The following is a 16,820-nucleotide window of genomic DNA, read 5'->3' on the forward strand; positions in this document are numbered from 1 at the left end:
AATCATGGCATTCCTGGTCAATTTTGCGTTCCCGGCCTCTGTTCACGCCCTCACCACCATCCCCTACAAGCTAAACTTCCAAGGCCGCCTGACCGATGCTTCTGGTAACCCTATGGCTGCTGGTACCTACAACATGAAATTCCGTATCTATGATGCCAGTAGTGGGGGAACCCTAAAGTGGAGTGAGCAACGTGCCAATAGCGCTAGTACTGGTGTTACTGTCACCACTGGCGGTCTGTTCAGTGTCCAGCTCGGTGATGTATCGAGTCTGCCTGCTAATATCTTTAGTACCACCGACACTGCTACCCTGTACTTTGAGATAGAGCTCCCAACCCCCGCTACAGCTACCTGTACTGGTGCATCTTGTGAATCCTACACTGAAGGACCTATGACCCCCAGAAACAAACTAGCCTCCAGCGCCTACAGCTTCAACTCCGACCTACTGGATGGGTTGGATTCGAGTGCTTTTGCGCAGGTAGGGGCAACACCAGCTTTACCGGTACACTTGGCGTAAATCTGTCGAGTAGCACGGCATTTACTGTTGGCGCAAGTGGTACCAATGTGCTGACGGCCGACACCACGAATGCGCTGGTCAAGATAGGTACTGCAGATAGCACTAGTCAGGTGCTGGTGCTCGACACCAACACTGCAGATCCTGGAGCGGGCGCGACGTCGACCAACGGTGCGATGTACTACAATTCCACATCGGGCAAGTTTCGCTGCTACCAGGGTGCATGGACGGATTGTATTACTGCTGCTGGCGGCGCGACGCTGCAGACGGCCTACACCGCCTCGACTGGTGGCACAACACCGGAGATCAAGGCTGATGCCACACGGGCCGGGTTCGATATTCAAGATGCCGATACCACCATTGCTGGTACGTTATTTGCCGTGCGGGGGAGTAATGCCGGTGGGCTCGGTACAGCGCTCTTTGATGTTAGCAGCACTGGTGCAGCGCAATTTACTGTGCCATCGGCGTCGGCAACGGCTTTCACGCTACAAACTGCCGCCAGCACAAAGCTATTTGTCGCTGATAGTACAAGCGCGCGGATATACATAGGCGGGTCAGCGGTGACAACCAATCCAATTACCCTTGTACTCAGCAACGCCTCGTCGGCATCCGACCCGACTGGGGTTGCTGGTTCGATGTACTATAGCACCGCGAAAGATGCCTTTCGCTGCTATGAAGCTGGCATATGGCGTAATTGTATCGGCAATACTGACTCTACATCGGGTTATCGCTATGCCAATGACCTGCTGGGGTCATTTACGACAACGGGTGATGTTTTCGCCAGCTCGACTGGCACCGGTGCTGCCACAGCGACGAGTAACGCAACCATTGCCACAAACCGCCCTGGTACATTTCGTTCGACGACTGGTACGACGACGACCGGACGAGCGGCATTCGGCTCGACAACAAATGCATTAGCATTAGGTGGGGGGCTCACACTGTACGAAACAGCCGTCAACGTCACGACACTTTCTGGTGCGACGAATCGCTATAGCATGGTAGTCGGCTTCTATGATTCGACCACGGCTAACCAAGTCGATGCTGTCAGTTTTGTCTATGATGAAGGTGGTGTATCGACTGGTTCGACGGCGAGCGCAAACTGGCAAGTCGTCACGTCTTCGAACAGCACTCGGACGTGGACCACCACCACCACGGCAGTCGGTGCAGGTACATGGGTTAAACTTGGCATCATTGTCAATGCAGCTGGTACCAGTGTCGGGTTCTATATCAATGGCACACTAGTGGCGACTCATACGGCCAATATCCCGACCGGTACTGCTCGAGCGCTTGGTTTTGGTTCACAAATACTCAAATCGGTCGGTACGACGGCTCGGACAGTCGACATCGACTACTTGCAAGCCGAGATGGAATTCACGACGCCGCGGTAATCGGGTATACTAATAATATGAAAGTAGACATGACATCAATGGGTGGTAGGGCGCGCAACGATGAAGATCGTGCAATTTCTACGTTACGCAGGCGGCCTGTTCTACGACGAGACATGCTTAGGATGACACGATTCTCGGTATTTGGTGCGGTGATCTTTATTAGTGTCCTAATTTTTGCTGTATCGTTATATGTCCTCAATGGTCGTGATACATTGATTGATCCCTCGAAATATCAAGTGGTCTACCTTATAAACGGACAGGCATATTTTGGTAAGTTACAGAATGTTCACGGTGAGTACTTGGTTATCAATAGCCCGTATACCGCACAAACAGCTCCGCAGCAGGCCAGTGACAAAGAGGCGGAGCAAGCTACGACACTTTTGCGTGTACGTGATCAGGTGTACGGCCCAGAAGACGCCATGTCCATAAAGTCGAGTCAGGTTGTGTTTTGGCAAAATCTTCGCGATGATAGCAAAGTGACACAGGCGCTCAAGAGTAAACAGTAGTACGTTCATACCATCTTTGGTAGTTATACCCAGTATTTGAATACTGCATCGTTTGACGTTTCAAACCACAAGCACTATAGTATACCATGAGCCATACTCTCATTTCCTTTGAGTGGTGTGGAGAAAATAAATAATAAACGGGAAGAAAAATAATAAACACGACTAAAAAATCGTTGTTGTTATTGTTCGCGCTACCATTTATCTCCGGATTTGTAGCGCTGTTTTGCGTATCTAATAATATTCACGCCCTCACCACCATCCCCTACAAGCTAAACTTCCAAGGCCGCCTGACCGATGCTTCTGGTAACCCTATGGCTGCTGGTACCTACAACATGAAATTCCGTATCTATGATGCCAGTAGTGGGGGAACCCTAAAGTGGAGTGAGCAACGTGCCAATAGCGCTAGTACTGGTGTTACTGTCACCACTGGCGGTCTGTTCAGTGTCCAGCTCGGTGATGTATCGAGTCTGCCTGCTAATATCTTTAGTACCACCGACACTGCTACCCTGTACTTTGAGATAGAGCTCCCAACCCCCGCTACAGCTACCTGTACTGGTGCATCTTGTGAATCCTACACTGAAGGACCTATGACCCCCAGAAACAAACTAGCCTCCAGCGCCTACAGCTTCAACTCCGACCTACTGGATGGGTTGGATTCGAGTGCTTTTGCGCAGGTAGGGGCAAGTAACACCTGGACGTCTACCAACTTAATCAAGGTTGATAGCGCAACAGCTTTTCAGGTTCAAAATGCAGCTGGCTCAACGACGGTTATGAGGGTTGACACGACTGCAAATCGGCTCATGGTTGGCACGCTTGGCACAAGTACTGGCCAACTCTATGTCAGCGGCAGACTACCAACTGCTTCACTTGGTTCAGTGGCCGTGGGTACGGCGACCCGATCAGTCGCTGTGCAAGGCCGTTATGCTTATACTACAAACTCGACGTCTGGTGCCCTTAAAGTCTTTGATGTAAGTAACCCAGCAAGCCCAGTCAGTGTTGGCACCATCTCGAGTACTAACGCCTATTTCGTGGCGGTGCAAGGTCGCTACGCCTACGTGACAAGTGCAGTTGGTAACACATTAAGCATATATGACGTTAGTAACCCAGCAAGCCCAACGAGTATGGGGTCAGCATCAGTCGCTGGCGCATATTCGGTGTATGTGCAAGGTCGCTACGCCTACGTCGGTAGTAACAGCGGCACATTTACCATTGTCGATGTCGGTAATCCGTCCGCACCAATCGTTGCAGGTTCGCTTAGTATCGGTGCAGGCGCATTGCAGTCAGTCTATATTCAGGGTGTGTATGCCTATATTGTTGATAATACTAACTCAACACTAAACATTGTGAATATTAGTAACCCCGCCAGCCTGAGCGTAATAGGCTCACTAGTAATCGGGACGAATATAAAAGCAGTTTCGGTTCAGGGTCGCTATGCCTATATTATTGACAATGGCGGTAGCGCACTCAATGTGATTGACGTGAAGAATCCTGCTTCGCCAACCAGCGTCGGCTCAGTTGCGACTGGGTCTTCACCCCAGTCTCTCAGTGTGCAAGGCCGCTACGTATACGTCACAAACGGAACCGGTAACACTCTCGGTATTTATGATGTATCGACGCCGACCGCTCCTGCTAGTGTTGGAACTGTTGGTACCGGTAACTTGCCAATCGCCGTGAGCGTTGTTGGTCGCTACGCCTACGTCATTAATTACACGTCCAATACACTCACAACCTATGACGTCGGTGGTGCCTACGTTCAGCAACTCGAGGCCGGAGGGGCAGAGCTCGGTACGTTGTCTGTCAATGGCAACACGCAGTTGGTGGGTGACGCAATCATTAATGGCGGGCTGAGTGTTGGGTCGGCAGCGCAGATAAGCGGCGCACTGACAGTTGGGCAAAGTGTGCAGTTTAATGGTGACTTCGGTGTAGGTGGGCGAGTGAATTTGCAGAATGTGATCAATTCGACGACGGCCGTGCAGATCAACAATGCCGCTGGAGTAAATTTATTTACGGCTGACACGACTAACTTTACGGTGCAGATAGGACTACTCGGAACCGATAGTAATGCCGCACTCTTCGTACTCGATTCATACAATCAAGCAACTGACCCAACTGGTTTCAACGGGGCCATGTACTACAACACTAGCCTTAACAAGTTTCGCTGCTACCAGAATGGAGCATGGGCAGACTGTATTGGGAGTGGCTCGGGCGCTAGCCTCAGCGCCAATAATACGTGGACAGGAACCAATCTTTTCAAGACGACTAGCGCAAGTGCTCTCCAAATTCAAAATGCGAGCAGTGCCACTCTTCTGACGGCCGATACAAGCGCAAATCAAGTGGTGATTGGCAGTACGAGCGACGGTATCACACTTGGCGCGAGCGGACTCCTCTATGTAGGTACTGGTCGACCGAGCGCTCAAATTACACTTTCGGCAGAGTACCCAGGAGCAACGTTCACTGGCGACGGAACTAGCAATAACGGCTCACTTAGCAGCGATTTTTGTTCTGGCTCCTCACGACTCAATATCAACACGGGCGTCTGTGCCGCCACAGAGACACATAATTACTATGCTTGGACAACCACCCAAGCGAGTGCACAGGACTACGATGTGTATGCTCGCTACCAGCTACCCAGCGATTACGACACGGGCAGCCTGACAAATCTTAAGATCTGGGGCTGGGGGACATCAACCACGACCGATCAAGTGACAGTGGCAATGTATGTCGACAGTAGTGGTACGGCGTGCAGTACCAGCGGCAATGCAGTGTCAAGTAATGCAACTTGGGTACAAGTGACAGTTGCATCGCCGCTCGGTGCATGTACGCCGGTTGCGGGTGATATGGTGACATTTAAGGTGCGTGTGGTTGCTGGACAGAATAACTATGCACGTGCGGGAGAAATAAATTTTAGTTATAAGAGGAAATCCTAGATTATGGTGGCACGTGGATTAAAATTTGGAGTCCTATTAATGACTGTTACACTGATTTTTTCACTAGTGGTCTCTCGATTTGCGGGTGCGGCTATAAGTTATCGGGCAGCTGGTCTTGGCAATAATGCGGGCGGTGCTACCACACTAAATGTCAGCAAACCTAGCGGTGCGCAAGATGGTGATATTTTGATAGCAGTTATCTCGGTTCGTGGTGGAACAAGTACAACAATCACACCTCCGGCAGGTTGGACGCTAATTAATAGTAATGATAGTACAACGATTTTAAAAAGCTCAGTTTTTTGGAAACAGTCTTCAGCATCTGACGATAGTATATATACGTTTAGTTTTAATTCGTCACAGAAAGCATCAGGGGTCATATCGGGTTATAGTGGTGTGGATACGGTGTCGTCACCAGTAAATGCACAAAACAGTCAGGTGAATGCCTCATCAACCTCTATGACGGCTCCAGATGTTACGACTACAGTTACTAATACGATGGTTATTGCCGCTTACAGTACGGCAACGGGCACCACTATGACTGCCGGAAGTAGTATGTCGTTGCGTGGCCAAGACGCGAGTACTGGCGGATCTGCGGCGACGCGTACAACATCTGGCTTGCAAGATATCATCCAGCCCACCACCGGCTCTACGGGTACAAAAACCATGACCACTGGCACGGCAGCAGTAAATATTGGTCATACGATTGCGCTTAAGCCAGCGGCGAGCGTGTCTCAGGTGGGCTATAGGTTTTTTGACAACACAGATAGTACTTCTGTTACAACTGCCATAGCTGCGAAGGATACTGCGGCCTCAGTGAGCTCGGGAGTACCATTTCGCTTAAGGATAAACTTGGGCGTATCATCGTCCGAAGGCTCGGCACTAGCGGGTCTGACGTACAAGTTACAATACGCGCTGCGGGGCGCCGATAATTCCTGTGATACATCATTTACCAGTGAGAGTTATGCTGACGTCTTGACGTCTGCAACGCCAGTAAGGTTCTACAACAATGTGACACCATCTAACGGTGCAGCCTATTTGACTAATGCCAGCGACCCGACACGCTCTGGTGTCACGGCGGTTGGTCAAACCTATAACGAAGATAATCCCATATCAGTCACAACATCAACTCCAGCTGGTCAAGACATGTTGTGGGATATAGCGCTGATGACTAGTGGCGTTAGCGCAGGTGAGCACTATTGTTTACGTGTTGTGAAAGAGAGTACGGGCGCTACTTTGAACGGAGGCTATAGTGTTATACCAGAGGTAGCCATAGTCGCCGCAACGGTCACACAAGCTAACTATCGTTGGTATAGTAATGCTGACTCTACAACGCCGGGGAGCGTTCTTGCTGCACAAGACACTGCTGCTTATAGTGTTGCGGCAGGTACACCTATTCGGCTTCGTCAGCGTTTGGCGGTAGATACAGCCAGCCTGGGGATAAACCAAGATTTTAAGTTACAGTACGCTGAACGTTCAGGTATCTGTGATACCTCGTTTAGCGGGGAGATGTTTTATGATGTGAATAATCCCGGAGGAGAAAACCAGTCTGTCACAGCGAATTCTACCATAGTTTCTGAGAATACATCGTACGGGACGTTTAGCTGGACATCACCACAAAATGCTGCCGGAGAAGACAGCACATATGCGCAGTTAGCAGGGGCAACTACTGGTTCGTACTATTTACAGTCTTCGCAGCATGGATTCAATATTCGGCCTGACGCTACTATTTCTGGTATTGAGCTGAAAGTTAGGGTGTACTATGAAGGCTATGACGCGTCGGATTCGAATGTTAGATTGGCAAAAGCTGGTATTCCGGTGGGGACAAATCACGCGACAAGTGCTTCATTTAGCTACATGAGCCCAGCTTATTATACATATGGCTCACCGACTGATTTATGGGGCACAACTTGGACTCCCAGTGAGATAAATGATACAAATTTTGGCGGTATGTTTTCTGGGTGGACGAGTGATTCTGTTCCGGTAGGAACGCTGTATGTCGATAACATGCAAATAGTTGTCTACTACACCGTTCCCGACATAATTAAGTTTTATGATAACGTAACACCCACAAATGCGGCTTCGATATCTTCTATCGGTAGTGATCCTACAAACGGTGTAAGAGGTACTATCTATCAAAGCTATCAAGAGGTAAATCTATTTTCAGCTAGTACGGTTGTAGCTGCCGGTAGCGACGGCTTATGGGATTTCGCGCTGGCAACTGATTCGTCAGTAGCCGGTAAAACTTATTGCCTCAGAATGGTCAAAAGTGATGGAGGGTTGCTCGATACCTACACGAATATTCCCGAAATCAGTTTTGCATCAGCAGGCGGGCCAACGCTAGACCAAAAAACGCGCGGTGGCCAAGCTGTGGTCGACGGGGTGAAATCACCATATAGCTTCTAAACGTAGTAGGGCACTACCTATGCTCAGCTACTAAGCGTATAATGAAAATACTATGGTACGAGTGATTGATGCGACAGGTTTTGCTCGCGATACGCTGGCCGTTCGCGAAGAAAAGATCGATGTTGAAACCCAATTTGGGCGGATGATTCTGCATATTTTCAACCCATCAGTTTTTACGCAGCAACGCTATGGCGCACCTGATGTGCTGGTTCCGTATTCACAGGGATGGGCAGAGGACGAAGCGATGGTGAGGGCGGCTAGTAGTGCGCTTGCCGATGGCGGGAACTTTTTGGTTGCGGGTGTCACATATCCCGACCACCGTATTGCAATGTCGGTACGCGACGAGCCTGCCTATCGCCGCGAAGCCTTCATGACCGCGCTTGAAGCGATACTGCAAGAAAAAGGTAGCGATTGGATAACAGTGCTGCACGGGTACTCCCGGGGCAATGAAGCGATCATCGATGCTGCTCTGGCAACCCCTGAGTCTGTACAGGGCTTGTCGTTTGCAGGGCCGGCCTGGCTAACGCCGGGCGAGCGGCCGCATACTATGATGAGCAAAGGTGTGCGCGAAGGTTTATATAGTTTGCGCAAAGAAGATATTCCGGGCAAGATCGGCCTTGCACAGGCAGCGCTTGGACTCGGCTACTCACTTGTCACACGGCCGCTGGCACTGCGAAACGATGTCGCCGCTATTACCGGTACAGACCCAGCGCTAGTGGCATCTAAACTACAAAGAGTTACTGACCAAGGTATTCCACTGAGTGTAATGATTGGTTCCGAAGATAATATTTGTCCCGAAGAGGGTATTATGACGGTGGTGAATGCGATTAAAGTACCAGATACTATGCCACCGATTGATGTAAAGCGGACCAATGTGACGCATTTTGGTTACTACTCTCACGCATGGTCACTAGCAGCGATTGTGGGGCAGATTGAGTTACTCGCAAGCTATACGCGGAATGGTCAGCCCTAGAAAGTGCAATACTTCCGTGCCTGAATTGCCAGAGGTTGAAACCGTCCGTCGTGGCCTAGAAGGGCTTATTGTCGGTCTTAAGATTACTCGTGTGCGCTGCATCGACTCGCCAAAGAGCTTTCCCAATAATCCCGCAGATGTCAGAGAGTTTCTTTATGGTGCACGGGTCGTGGCAATCCGCCGCCGTGCGAAAGTACTGCTGATTGAGCTAGATAATGACTATACACTAGTGATACACCTCAAAATGACTGGACAATTAGTATATCGCGGTGAGCAAGTTTTTGGTGCAGGGCATCCAAACGATTCACTTGTTGGCGAGCTTCCAGATCGGAGTACGCGTGTCGACATTACGTTTGATGACGGTTCACACCTCTACTTCAATGATCAGCGTAAATTTGGTTGGATGAAATTGCACCCTACCTTGGAGGTGCCGAATATTGATTTTATGCAGCGGGTTGGGCCGGAACCACTCGAAGAAGCGTTTACGAGCAACGAGTTTATTCCACGTGTCCGCCGTCGCAGCAACACGACAATCAAAGCTGCTATCCTCGACCAGACGGTGCTAGCAGGAGTTGGCAATATCTACGCCGATGAGTCACTGTGGGGCGCAAAAATCCATCCAGCCACGCGAGTACGTGAGCTAACCGATGAGCAATTGGCGCTGCTACTCCATGAGATCAAGTACGTTATGAATCTTAGTATCGAAAAAGGTGGCAGCACCGATCGCAACTATGTGAACGCTGAGGGTAAGCGGGGAAGTTATATTGATTTTGCTCGTGTGTTTCGCCGCGAAGGACAGTCGTGTCCACGATGTGATACGATCATTAAGAAAACGAGAGTCGCTGGGCGGGGCACTCACGTATGTCCTCAGTGTCAGCAAGAGCATGGAGATATAGCATAATGATCACACTGATCGTCGGCAAGAATTCCTATCGGTCACAAGAATTGGTGCAAAAAATCATCAATTCTTCCTCAGAAATGCCCGAATATATCGATGTTTCTGCACTCGAGATCGGAACTTTGGCGGATGCCGTAAAGGGCACAAGCTTATTTTCGAACGCACGGTTGATCATTATGAATGGCTTGTCGGAGCGAAAAGAGATGTGGGAAAAGCTTTCCGAATGGGTTGACGACATTTCCGCCGATACCACACTTGTCTTGATTGAACCCGCTGTCGATCGACGTACCAAGGCGTATAAAGCGATTGCAGCAGCAGCCACTGTCATGACGGCGGAGCCACTGACAGACCGTGATCGAATCTCTGCCGAACAATGGCTTCAAACGACAGCTCAGTCGTATGGATTGTCGTTGTCAGCTTCCCAGACCAAGGATATGGTGTCCCGCGCCCTGGGAGTAGGTGAACGCCCTGGACAGTACACCATTGATCAGCAGCAACTTGTGACGGTGCTCGCAACGCTGAAAGATTCACCTGAAGTAACAGATGAGTTGATAGCAGCAGTGATGCCGCGTCCGGTAGGTGACTCGGTCTTTAGCCTACTTGAACTTTCCATCAATGGTAATCAAAGCGCGAGGAAGGCCCTGCTGGAGGACCTGCGTCTCAACGATGATCCATACCGAGTTTTCTCACTTCTCCTCAGTCAGTGGGCGCAGCTCGTTACTGTTGCTCTCGCCGGCACTAAGCGTGATGATTTGGCACAGGAAGCGAACATTCACCCTTTCGTGATAAAAAAGATGCAGGCGCTGTCCAGACATATCACGCGCGAGCAATTACACACTATCACTGCGCTTTGTGCTGAGCTTGATAGTCGAATGAAACTATCGCAAGTTACGCCGTGGGATGCCGTCGAGAGACTACTGTTGGCAGTAGAGTTACGCAGCGACTAGCGTTGGCAATTGCGGGGAGACGTAAGCTGCTATTTTTTTGTAGCAGTTTTCTTGGCGGCAGGTTTCTTGGGGGAAGCTTTTGTTGTCGCAGTCTTCGTAGCTACAGTTTTTTTCGCGGGAGCAGCTTTTTTTGCGGCTGCCGTAGGAGATTTCTTTTTTGCAGCGAGTGTTACGCCAGCAGACTTTGCTGTTTTGCTGAGTGCGGCCTTGCGGCGAGCAGCGGTTGCTTTTTTGAGAAGGCCTTTTTTGACGGCCGTATCGATTTCGCTATGAGCGGCAGAAAGAGAGGCGCTCGAAGGAGCGTTGGTAAACGCTTTTACGGCACCCTTTATATCACGCTTGAGGGTAACATTGCGCTCACGACGTTTTACCGTTTGACGCATACGTTTGATGGCTGATTTAATGATTGGCATATGATAATTCCTCTATCTTAATTTGGCTGCTAATTCAATCAAGGGATAATTATAGCTCACTAACCCCTGTTTGTAAAGGGTATGAAATGATTGACGGGAATAAACTACTTATGGTATAGTGAGGCTGAACTTCTGAAAAAAATAGAAATAGTAGGAATACCAACAGATGGCAGACACCGGCATTAAGCAGCAAATTGTCGACAAAATAAAAGACAGTAGCAATATTTTAGTGACAGTCAATAGCAACCCATCGGTTGATGAGCTTAGTGCAGCACTTGGTATTACGTTACTGATAAACAAGCTAAACAAACACGCCACTGCGGTGTTTAGCGGTGCTATCCCGCCAGCCATCTCGTTTCTTGATCCGGAAAAAACGTTTGAGAGTACTGTCGATAGTTTGCGAGACTTTATCATTGCGCTCGACAAAGAAAAAGCCGACCATTTACGCTACAAAGTCGAGGGTGATGTCGTAAAGATATTTATCACGCCGTACCGAACAACTATCAGCAAAGATGATCTCGATTTCAGCCAGGGTGACTATAACGTCGAATTCGTGTTAGCGGTGGGAGTAAAGAACGAAGAAGACCTCGACAAAGCACTTTCTGCGCATGGTCGCATCCTTCACGATGCCACAGTAGCGGTCATTGCTTTAGATGACAGCGATCAGAAACTAGGAGGTCTTAATTGGATCAACCGTGATGCGAGCAGTTTCTCTGAGATGCTTGCTGAACTTAGCGGGTCTCTTGGTGGCGACAAAAAACTCATTGATGAGCAAATTGCCACGGCATTTTTGACCGGAATCGTTGCGGCGACAGATCGCTTCAGCAATAACAAGACTACATCAAAGGTGATGACAGAGGCCGCGCAGTTGATGGCGGCAGGTGCGAATCAACAGCTCATTGCCACGAAACTCGAGGAAGCTCACGAGATAGCGGTCGAGGCACCTGATTCGTCTTCAGTCGAAGATAACCAGAAGAAAGGTGATAAAGACGGCTCTTCAAAGGAGGCTCCGCCACAAACAGAAAAACCGGCAGATGGCTCGCTCTCAATATCGCATGAGATGCAGGGAGATATTCAAGAGGTAACTGATCAAGCAGTAGCCAAAGAGCAGGAAAGTGCAGCAAATAAGGCAGAGGCTGAACTTGCAAAACAGACACAAGAAGTCCAGCAGACTCAGCAGCAACAAGCTGCCGAGGAGGCGGAGCAAAAGCTTGCCGAAGAGCTCGCACAAACTGTGCCAGCCGCGGCACCTGTGCCTGTCGTCAACGCCGAAAGTCTAGCTGCATCTACCGCGCCAGTTGAGCCGCAACCGCTCAGAGGTGCAGTCAGCACTGATCAATGGCGTTCTCCTTCAAAGGAGCTTGCCGAACCGCTTATGGGCGGTACCTTAAATGCGACGACCGAACAAGCCGCCATCGATAAGCAACGTGAGCTTGATGACGACCGTAATCGAACAATTCTAAGTCACAACTCAAGTACCTACGCAACCGCACCACCAATGTTCCAAGCACCACTCAATGCAGTCGCTCAGGAGGCGGCGTTGCCATCGGAACCTGCAACGGCCGACATCTTCTCGACAGGTGGACTTACTTCGCATGCTTCTATGATTGAGCCGCCCGCACCTGAAGCATCGGCGCCAACGCTGGCTGAGATTGATGCTCAGAATCGCGCCGATCACGAAGATGCTGTCAACGCCGTTAATTTTGCGCTAGGCACGGAGATGGCGACGGCACCCGCACCGGCTCTGCCTTCACCTTCGTTACCACCCTTACCGCCGATGCCGGACTTTTCGACGCTACCACCCTTACCGCCGACACCGAGTGTTAATTTCGGTGCAACGGTTCCTGATCAGCTTGGTGCCGTCTTACCACCAGTTGATCCAGCGATCTCACCGGCACCCGCTCAGGCCGATCCCGCCCAATTCAAAATCCCTGGACGGTAGCAGTAGCGTACAATACATAGTGTGGAAAACGATACGATACTGATCGATAAACCAGCCGGCATGACCAGTTTTGGTGTCGTTGCCCGAATTCGAAGAGTTCTTAGTAAGCGTGCAGGCAAAAAGGTGAAAGTGGGTCATACAGGCACACTCGATCCATTTGCAACGGGGTTGATGATCTTGGTGACCGGCAAAGAGTGTCGTAACGCCATGCACTATACCAAGCTCGACAAAGTGTACGAAGCAACATTTGTATTGGGACAGGTTAGCACGACGGGTGATCCAGAGGGTGAAATAACTCTCTCTGAGCAAGAAGTGACTGCTGCGCCCCCACGAGCAACAGTTCAAGAGGTGTTAGAGCAATTCACTGGTGAGATCCGTCAGCGGCCGCCGATCTTTAGTGCTGTCAAAATTGGTGGTCAGCGTGCCTACAAACTAGCACGTGGCGGCAAAGAAGTCGAGATGCCGGAGCGCACCGTGACTATCTATTCGCTTGATATACTCGATTATCACTACCCAGAGTTAAAGATACGTACCCACGTTAGTAGCGGCACATACATTCGTAGCCTGGCTGTCGACATCGGCGAGGCGCTTGGTACTGGCGCGTATTGCCAGCGGCTTCGGCGTAGTAGTATTGCCAAGTGGAATGTCGCGGACGCACAGACGCTGGCCGATTTCGGCATCGACGACTAGCATAAGAAGTTTGCTATACTACATCCATAATGACCGTCTCACAAAAGCGCAAATTACGGCGATTTTTGTTCATAAAAGAAATGATAATGACCGTACTTGTAGTCGGTAGCTTCGTCTTTTTGGCGCTCGAACATTTTGAACAACTTACGGACTCGCAGCTTGCTAGGGTAGAAGTGTACGAAATAACGGTCGCCTTCATCTTTCTGGCGGAGTTTTTGTTTGAGTGGTACTATGCCCGCGACCGCCGGAGATACCTCCGGACACACTGGTTTTATCTCATCGCGGCTGTACCGGTGCCAACGGCCACGTTTGAGTTGCTCAAGGGTATTCGCCTTCTGAGACTTCTCAAGTTGCTCAAAATCTTTGCTGCCTATCGCTACGAGCACAACACCCGTTTGTTCTCCAGATGAGAGAAGGCTGAAAATTGACTTATTGCCGCAAGTATGATAATATATAGGTATACACGATAGAAAAATAAAAAAATGAAGAATACTCGCTCAGTACCAGGTGAAAAGCCGACCTCAGATGAAGTTGACGCCTCAATTGCTGCGCTAGAATCTTTGCTTGATCGCGCCTTCTGTAGCGAGGATGAGCTGCGGATGATGTCACATGATCAACGAATTGCAGCTAGCGATGCGAGATTGTATGTCGTTGGTCTCTTTGATAAGGTTAATCGACTCGACCTAGAAGGTAATTGCAATACAAACGACAAGTCTGCTAGTGACGAGACGGAGGATGATGAGTTTTATGCCATAGTACCCTCACCGCGACCTTCAATCGATAGACCTCGACAGATTGCATGGGCATTGCAGCGCGGTATCTTGATGAACTTACACGTGCTAACCAACACAAAGCGGTGTGGGATTTTGATAATCAGCGCAAGCAGGTGGTTGAGGAGCTAGCCCAGTCACTGCGCGCGTCAATACCAAACCGAGATACGGCTCACGATTTCTTAGGCGCCCTTGAGGAACTGTCCCAAAACCATACATTCCGCGATACGAGCGGTCGGATACTGTCAGCAAATTTTGGGTATCTTGATCAGTTATTGGACGAAAAAGGCAAGGAAAAGTATTGGCAAATCGTGATGCAGCCCGAAGTATTCAAGACGGTCGGTAACGTATTTGAAAATGCAAACTGGACGAGGGACTGGAGGAGTGAGGAAAATGGATTTATCTTTCTCCATAACTTTTTAGCGAGGCTTGGTATCAAAGAAGTAGATGAGGTCGTGCGGACGGTCAATGAAGACTCGACAGATCTCATGCTTTGTCTCTCTGGCCTTGAGCAAGAACGACCCGGTGCGATCCAGGTACTGCATTCATTTTATGGCATTCGAAACTTTGGTCGGTGGGGCAAAGAGTTCTTAACTGAGCAGTATGATTGTCATGGGGACACCACGAAGCCCTACGGCCTCCTTATTACTGCACTTGATGACCGGGGCGATGACGGAAAAGAAGCATTTCGAAAAGATGGTGGCAGGGGAAAGACTCATTCACTTGATAAGCATTTCGTAAGGGCGATAGAAGTAGCATCGGCACCAGAGTTGGTGCAGAGGCTTAATTTGCTCAAAGATATGTATGGGCATGAGCACCAGATTGATTTCTGTGTTTTGACAGGTCATGGTGCATCTGAGTCAATCTGTCTCAGCGCAATTGGCGACAAACTTGGTTCACTGGCAGTAGGCCAGGATTTTTCGCGTCTTTACAGATGGTTTTCGCCCGATGCGACGATTGTTTTGCAGTCTTGTTCGACTGGTGCTCAGGGCGGCCTTGCTCAGACTATCTCACGTCAATCAGGTTTGCGTGTGATTGCGCCGCCTGTCTCTGCGGGCTGCACGATGTATTATCGTTACGAGGGTGATAGGGTGATTGCAGAACCAGATTATCGTATTGCGGTAAATGAAACGAATGAGCTAGGAAGTTTTGACTATGTACAACCGGCTATGTATATAGCTGGAGAGTTAGTCGACCCAACATCAGGAGAATATACATCCTATTTTAAGGGGCTTGCAGAGCATCGAGCGGAGTCTCCCGATCGCAAAGGAAATGTTTGGTGACGAGGCTGTTTGACACTAGAGTATCTATCTGTTACAATCATCAGTCATGATATCAAAGGACGATAAAGCAAAAGCGATAGCTTTGACTCAGGTCAACAAAAGCGACGTCGGTAGCCCACAGGCACAGATTTCGATTTTGACGGCTCGTATCAAAGAGGTGACTGAGCATCTAAAGGTCAACAAGCACGACAATATGGCGCGCCGCGGACTGATTCAGATGGTGGGGAGGCGTAAAAGGCTCCTCAAATACCTTGAAAGTACGGACTTTGAGGCCTACAAGGCAACGCTTGACAAACTAGGGCTTCGCAAATAAGCCCGCAACCGCTCCCTTCCGCTACATGAGGGGAGTTTTTGTTATACTATGCCTATGACTAGAGTAGATACGATAAAGAGTGTTGTCTTTGCAACTGGCAATCACGGAAAAGCAAAGACGCTCGAGCGCTACCTAAAACATCACAATATAATGGTGCGAGTCGTTCCCAGATCACTCGATATCATAGAACCGCAAGCCGATACAGCCGAGGAAATTGCCCTCATGAAGGGTCGGCAGGCGTACCAGCAGGTGCATGGTCCGGTACTTGTCGATGACAGTTCGTTTCATATCGATGCCCTCGGTGGATTTCCCGGTCCCTACATCAAATACATGCTGACCACCATCGGTATCGACGGCATTATGGCGTTTATGGAGGGTCAGACAAATAGGAAGGCACATTTCCTGAGTTGCCTCGTCTATATTGACGAGAAGGGCAACGAGCATATATTTACCGATGAGCCATTTCGTGGCAGCATAGCTGAGCGGGCCGATACGTATGTACATCCGGAAGAATGGAGTCCATTGTGGCGGATATTTATCCCCGAGGGTCTGGACAAAACTCTCTCGCAGCTTAGTGCCAGCGAACGCATGCTCACTTCTGTGAAGCGTGAAGAAAATGATGCGTACGCGAAGTTCTGTGGTTGGCTGAAAAGCTCACAATAAGCGACTGCCATCAGGGGTTTGTCGGACAGCAAAAGAAGCTATTGCAAAATGTCTCATATCTTGGTATAATAACCAAAAGAATCATGAATTCACTAGATCAAACAGGTGGGAATTCAGAACAACTTGACGGTATCACCAACCTTTCTCGCCGCGGCGACGAAGTGATCGAGTATATATTTACGTAGTACGATAC

General features: G+C 49.6%; 16 protein-coding genes. 15 read left to right on the plus strand and 1 reads right to left on the minus strand.

Features of this window, described 5'->3' with window-relative positions; translation table 11 throughout:
- The first annotated feature begins 4 nt into the window (after positions 1-4).
- The 8 genes from L336_RS03105 to holA all read left to right on the plus strand — a co-directional run bounded on the left by L336_RS03105 (position 5) and on the right by holA (position 10,553).
- Positions 5-514: a hypothetical protein gene (locus L336_RS03105; RefSeq protein WP_015641763.1), complete on the plus strand. Its 510-nt coding sequence runs from the start codon at positions 5-7 to the stop codon at positions 512-514.
- 47 nt (positions 515-561) lie between these two features.
- Positions 562-1,899, plus strand: a complete 1,338-nt coding sequence (locus L336_RS03110) for a hypothetical protein (RefSeq protein ID WP_015641764.1) — start codon at positions 562-564, stop codon at positions 1,897-1,899.
- A gap of 17 nt (positions 1,900-1,916) precedes the next feature.
- Positions 1,917-2,405 carry a hypothetical protein gene (locus L336_RS03115; RefSeq protein WP_015641765.1) on the plus strand — a complete coding sequence of 163 codons (489 nt, stop codon included), beginning with the start codon at positions 1,917-1,919 and terminating at the stop codon, positions 2,403-2,405.
- Between the two features lie 176 nt (positions 2,406-2,581).
- Positions 2,582-5,332 (plus strand): LVIVD repeat-containing protein, encoded by a 2,751-nt coding sequence (locus tag L336_RS05675; RefSeq protein WP_128817298.1) that lies wholly within the window; start codon positions 2,582-2,584, stop codon positions 5,330-5,332.
- 39 nt (positions 5,333-5,371) lie between these two features.
- Entirely contained in the window at positions 5,372-7,735 is a 2,364-nt protein-coding gene (locus L336_RS03125; protein ID WP_041191283.1) for a hypothetical protein, read from the plus strand.
- A 52-nt stretch (positions 7,736-7,787) separates the two neighbouring features.
- On the plus strand, positions 7,788-8,708 hold the full coding sequence (locus L336_RS03130; protein WP_015641768.1) for a hypothetical protein: 921 nt from the start codon (positions 7,788-7,790) through the stop codon (positions 8,706-8,708).
- Positions 8,709-8,724: 16 nt separating this feature from the next.
- On the plus strand, positions 8,725-9,609 hold the full coding sequence (gene mutM, locus L336_RS03135; RefSeq protein WP_041191285.1) for a bifunctional DNA-formamidopyrimidine glycosylase/DNA-(apurinic or apyrimidinic site) lyase: 885 nt from the start codon (positions 8,725-8,727) through the stop codon (positions 9,607-9,609).
- Positions 9,609-10,553: a DNA polymerase III subunit delta gene (holA, locus tag L336_RS03140; RefSeq protein WP_015641770.1), complete on the plus strand. Its 945-nt coding sequence runs from the start codon at positions 9,609-9,611 to the stop codon at positions 10,551-10,553. Before mutM ends, holA begins: the two co-directional genes overlap by 1 nt.
- A 29-nt stretch (positions 10,554-10,582) precedes the next feature.
- Here the strand turns inward: holA and rpsT are convergent, their stop codons facing one another.
- Positions 10,583-10,966, minus strand: coding sequence for a 30S ribosomal protein S20 (gene rpsT, locus L336_RS05680; RefSeq protein ID WP_015641771.1), 384 nt, complete (start codon positions 10,964-10,966; stop codon positions 10,583-10,585).
- 166 nt (positions 10,967-11,132) lie between these two features.
- Here rpsT and L336_RS03155 point away from each other — a divergent pair, with 166 nt between their 5' ends.
- The 7 genes from L336_RS03155 to L336_RS03185 all read left to right on the plus strand — a co-directional run bounded on the left by L336_RS03155 (position 11,133) and on the right by L336_RS03185 (position 16,627).
- On the plus strand, positions 11,133-12,908 hold the full coding sequence (locus tag L336_RS03155; RefSeq protein ID WP_015641772.1) for a DHH family phosphoesterase: 1,776 nt from the start codon (positions 11,133-11,135) through the stop codon (positions 12,906-12,908).
- A gap of 21 nt (positions 12,909-12,929) precedes the next feature.
- The gene (truB, locus tag L336_RS03160) at positions 12,930-13,598 is read left to right on the plus strand and encodes a tRNA pseudouridine(55) synthase TruB (RefSeq protein ID WP_015641773.1); all 669 of its coding nucleotides are present in this window, start codon (positions 12,930-12,932) and stop codon (positions 13,596-13,598) included.
- 29 nt (positions 13,599-13,627) lie between these two features.
- Positions 13,628-14,008 (plus strand): ion transporter, encoded by a 381-nt coding sequence (locus tag L336_RS03165; protein ID WP_015641774.1) that lies wholly within the window; start codon positions 13,628-13,630, stop codon positions 14,006-14,008.
- 72 nt (positions 14,009-14,080) lie between these two features.
- Positions 14,081-14,500: a hypothetical protein gene (locus L336_RS03170; protein ID WP_015641775.1), complete on the plus strand. Its 420-nt coding sequence runs from the start codon at positions 14,081-14,083 to the stop codon at positions 14,498-14,500.
- Positions 14,398-15,651, plus strand: a complete 1,254-nt coding sequence (locus L336_RS03175) for a hypothetical protein (RefSeq protein ID WP_015641776.1) — start codon at positions 14,398-14,400, stop codon at positions 15,649-15,651. Before L336_RS03170 ends, L336_RS03175 begins: the two co-directional genes overlap by 103 nt.
- Before the next feature lie 46 nt (positions 15,652-15,697).
- Entirely contained in the window at positions 15,698-15,964 is a 267-nt protein-coding gene (gene rpsO / locus L336_RS03180) for a 30S ribosomal protein S15 (RefSeq protein WP_015641777.1), read from the plus strand.
- Between the two features lie 54 nt (positions 15,965-16,018).
- Entirely contained in the window at positions 16,019-16,627 is a 609-nt protein-coding gene (locus tag L336_RS03185; protein WP_160142765.1) for a non-canonical purine NTP pyrophosphatase, read from the plus strand.
- Positions 16,628-16,820: the final 193 nt, after the last annotated feature.

This window comes from Candidatus Saccharimonas aalborgensis (genome assembly GCF_000392435.1).
Taxonomy (GTDB): domain Bacteria; phylum Patescibacteriota; class Saccharimonadia; order Saccharimonadales; family Saccharimonadaceae; genus Saccharimonas; species Saccharimonas aalborgensis.